The organism is Protofrankia sp. Cas4 (assembly GCF_963555915.1).
Classification (GTDB): Bacteria; Actinomycetota; Actinomycetes; order Frankiales; family Frankiaceae; genus Protofrankia.
The window spans coordinates 1-3,463 of the sequence record NZ_CAUVXL010000257.1 but is presented as its reverse complement, the minus strand read 5'-3'; the positions used below and the strand labels follow the sequence as shown (position 1 = coordinate 3,463).

The following is a 3,463-nucleotide window of genomic DNA, read 5'->3' as shown; positions in this document are numbered from 1 at the left end:
CGACGTGGCCGGTCCTGGTACGGCTGGTTCCGACACGAGCACCTCGCTCCCGTCTCCCGGGCAGCTCCCGGCGCCAGAGCCGGCGCGGGCCGCCGCCCAGGGCGCGGGGAGCGCGGGTGCGGCGGCACTCGGCCGGGCGGCCCACTCCGAGTGGATCAAACTGTTCTCGGTGGCGTCGACGCGACGCTCGCTGCGGCTGGCGCTCATCGCCTCCGTCGGGGTCGGCGCGATCCTGTGCTCCACCCGGGTACGGGGATGGGCCTCGTTGTCAGCTGCCGACCGCGCGACCTTCGACGCGACCGCGACGTCCCTGGCGGGGCTTATCGTCGCCCAGATCCTGCTGGGCGCGATGGCCGCGCGTTTCGTCACGACCGAGTTCACCACGGGCATGATCCGCACAACTCTTGTCGCGGTGCCACGACGCTGGATGGTCCTGGCCGCCAAGGCAGCGGTCGTGGCGGTGGTCACGGCGCTCGCGGGCCTGACCGCATCGTTGGGAGCTTTCATCGTCGGCCAACAGGTGCTGGCACGCCGTCACATCGAGGCAACGCTCAGCTCCGGGCCGGCCCTGCGCGCCGTACTCGCCGGCGGACTGGCCGTAGCCGTGGTGAGCCTGCTCGGTCTGGCGATCGGCACGGTCGTCCGGCATCCCTCGGCGAGCGTGGCCGTCTACTCACTGAGTCTGTTCGGAGTCAACCTGCTGACGGCGGCGCTGCCGGCATCGACCGGCAACCGCGTGCAGGCCTACCTGCCCGAGGGGGCCGTGCAGGCGCTCAGCAGCGTCCGGCCCGTGGCCGGGTCGTTGTCAACCGCAGGCGAGGTCGCGGTGCTCGCGGTCTGGGCGCTGGTCGGCCTGGTCATCGCCGGGACGGTGTTCACCCGCCGGGATGCGTGACGCCCGATGCGCCTGAGTACCGGTACGGCCGAGACCCGGTACGGCCGAGACCCGGTGCGCCTGACCGTCAGCCGCGCCGACGGATGATCATCGGTAGGCCGCCACGCGGCCGCAGGGTCACCAGCGGCTCAGGTACGACCTCATGACCGACGACCGGTTCGAACGCCCACCGACGACAGATCGTGGCAAGTGCCAGCACCCCCTCGGTCTGGGCGAAGCTGTTGCCGATGCACTGGTGCGGACCGCCTCCGAAGGGGAAGTAGGCGTACCGGGGCCGGTCCGGGTCGATCCGGTCCCCGAGCCAGCGGGTCGGGTCAAAACGTTCCGGGTCCGGCCACCACTGCGCGTCGCGATGGACGACCCACTGGCACAGCAGCAGCGTCGAGCCGGCCGGCAACCGATAGCCTCCGACAAGACGGTCTTCCAGCAGATACCGACCCATGCCCCACACCGGCGGGTAAAGCCGCATCGCCTCGGTGAACACCGCGTCGGCATACGGCAGGTTCGCCAGATCCGCGACCATCGGCCGCCGGCCGGACAGGACGGTGTCGAGCTCGGCGTACAGCGCTGCCGCGATCTCAGGATGCGTGCCGAGCAGATGAAATGTCCAGGTCAACGCGTTGGCCGTGGTTTCGTGACCGGCCAGCATGATGGTCAGGACCTCATCGCGGACCTGGGTGTCGTCCATCCCGTCGCCGGTCTGCGCATCGCGGGCCGACAGCAACAGTGACAGCAGGTCCCTCCCGCCCGCTCCGGCCGCACGGCGATGGTCGATGAGGTCGTAGACGACGCGGTCCAGGGCGTGACGAGCGTTACGGCGGCGCCGGGCCGCGGGCAGTGGCAGCCTCTCCAGCGCCTCGAAGCCTGCCCGCATGGACTTACGGGTGGCCACCATGTTCTCACTGATAGCCGTTCGGATGACGGTCACTTCGTTGCTGTCGACATCAACATCGAACAGTGTGCGAGTGACCATCGCCAGCGTCATCTCGATCATTTCATCGTGCAGATCAAGGTACTGGCCGTTCGTCCAACGATCAGCCCGATCGTCGGCAATCGCGACGAACGTCTCGCCGTACTCGAAGATCCGCTGATGGTGGAACATCGGCTGCATGAGCCGGCGCTGCCTGCGGTGCCGCTCCCCCGCGCTGGTCAACAACCCCTGGCCGAGCACCAGTGTGAGCGGCTCCACCACCGTCTGACGGGAGCCGAACCCACGGCGGACGATGCCTCGGGCGAAGGCCCGGCTGGATCCGACGAGCACGTCAGCGATGACTGCCGGGTCCGCCACGAGGAAAGCCGACAGCGGTCGCGAGGAGATCTGCGCGACAGGACCGTAGGTCGCACGCAGCTGGGTCAGGCCCGCGAGCAGGTCAGGACGCAGCACTCGTGCAGCCGCGCGCGGGCCACCGGACAGGCCCGGGGCGGCTCCCGTACGCATCAGCACGGACACCGCTGGACAACGACAGGCCGAGCAACGGTCATGGCGGACTCTCCTCGGGATCACGGGCGGGGGCAGGGGCGCTCAACCCAGCAGGACGGCCAGCAGACCGATCTTCACGATAATCGCGATCTCGGCACTGCGGCCCGAGACACTGGCCACGTTCCGCGACCAACATCCGGATTGCCGTGGCGGTGGGAGCTCGCCCCGTCCAGTCACCCGGAAACGTGCCGAGGGTGCACAGGGGTGCACAGGGGTGCACAGGGGTACACGAAAATTACTGAAAGTAAAAAATTAACTACTCGAACGCCGTGGCAGCGTCGCTCATCCAGGCCAGATCATCTACTCGGACATGGAGGCGTTCGGCTATGTCACCGGTGGCGACGCCCCTGCTGATCGCCTCACGAATAGCCAGGCCACGCACGGCACGCAGCCGTCCACGCTCCGGATGATCATTCCAGAGCAGATCGTGGGCAACCCAGGCGCGCTCGACCGGGTCAGCGATCGCGATGATACTGCGGAAGGCCATCACAGCGCACATGTTCCAGCGACCATGACTGGACGGCAACAGCACGGTGTCTCAATAGGAAATTCTTATCGACCGATTGACGACCTACCGCAGCAACCCAACACGGACAGCAACGGCCAAGCCGACCTCATCCAGGACATCCGACGGGCGTCGGTCGTCCGAAACCTCCACCGTCCACACCTGGGCCATGCACCGTGCGGCCCTCTCAACGATGTGAATCTGAGGCTCCGCCAGCAGCACCAGATTCACATCCTCCGGCGCCGTGAACCGAGTCCGCAACGATGCACGGTCGCCGGCCGTAGATTGCAGTCACCGAACGTCCGCGCCACACTCCTCATCGTGCAGGTAATGAAGATCGGAGAGGGACTGAAGATCGAACTTGGAGATCAGGAACAGGGATCGGCGGTGGTGCGCTGGAAACAACGAGAACGACGTACCCGTGAGCTATGAGACCACCGAATCCGGAGGAACCAGATGAGCACCCTCAGCAAGGACGCACGGGATCTACTGAGCAAACCACTGTTCGCCTGGGTGACGACGCTGCGGACCGACGGTTCGCCGCACAGCACCGTTGTGTGGATCGATGTGGACGGCGACGACG

At 67.1% G+C, this 3,463-nt stretch carries 4 protein-coding genes; 2 read left to right on the top strand and 2 right to left on the bottom strand.

The features are described 5' to 3' along the window. Positions 1 to 895 (top strand): hypothetical protein (locus U9979_RS23175; RefSeq protein WP_322780949.1); only part of this gene is annotated, 895 nt, incomplete at its 5' end. Between the two features lie 67 nt (positions 896 to 962). Here the strand turns inward: U9979_RS23175 and U9979_RS23170 are convergent. After that, entirely contained in the window at positions 963 to 2,333 is a 1,371-nt protein-coding gene (locus tag U9979_RS23170; protein ID WP_322780948.1) for a cytochrome P450, read from the bottom strand. A gap of 298 nt (positions 2,334 to 2,631) precedes the next feature. After that, a complete protein-coding gene (locus tag U9979_RS23165; protein ID WP_322780947.1) occupies positions 2,632 to 2,862 on the bottom strand; it encodes a hypothetical protein in 231 nt (76 codons plus the stop codon). 474 nt (positions 2,863 to 3,336) lie between these two features. On the opposite strand from U9979_RS23165, the gene U9979_RS23160 reads away from it, so the two are divergent. Beyond that, positions 3,337 to 3,463, top strand: a 127-nt coding sequence (locus U9979_RS23160; RefSeq protein ID WP_322780961.1) for a pyridoxamine 5'-phosphate oxidase family protein, incomplete at its 3' end; no start/stop codon positions are given.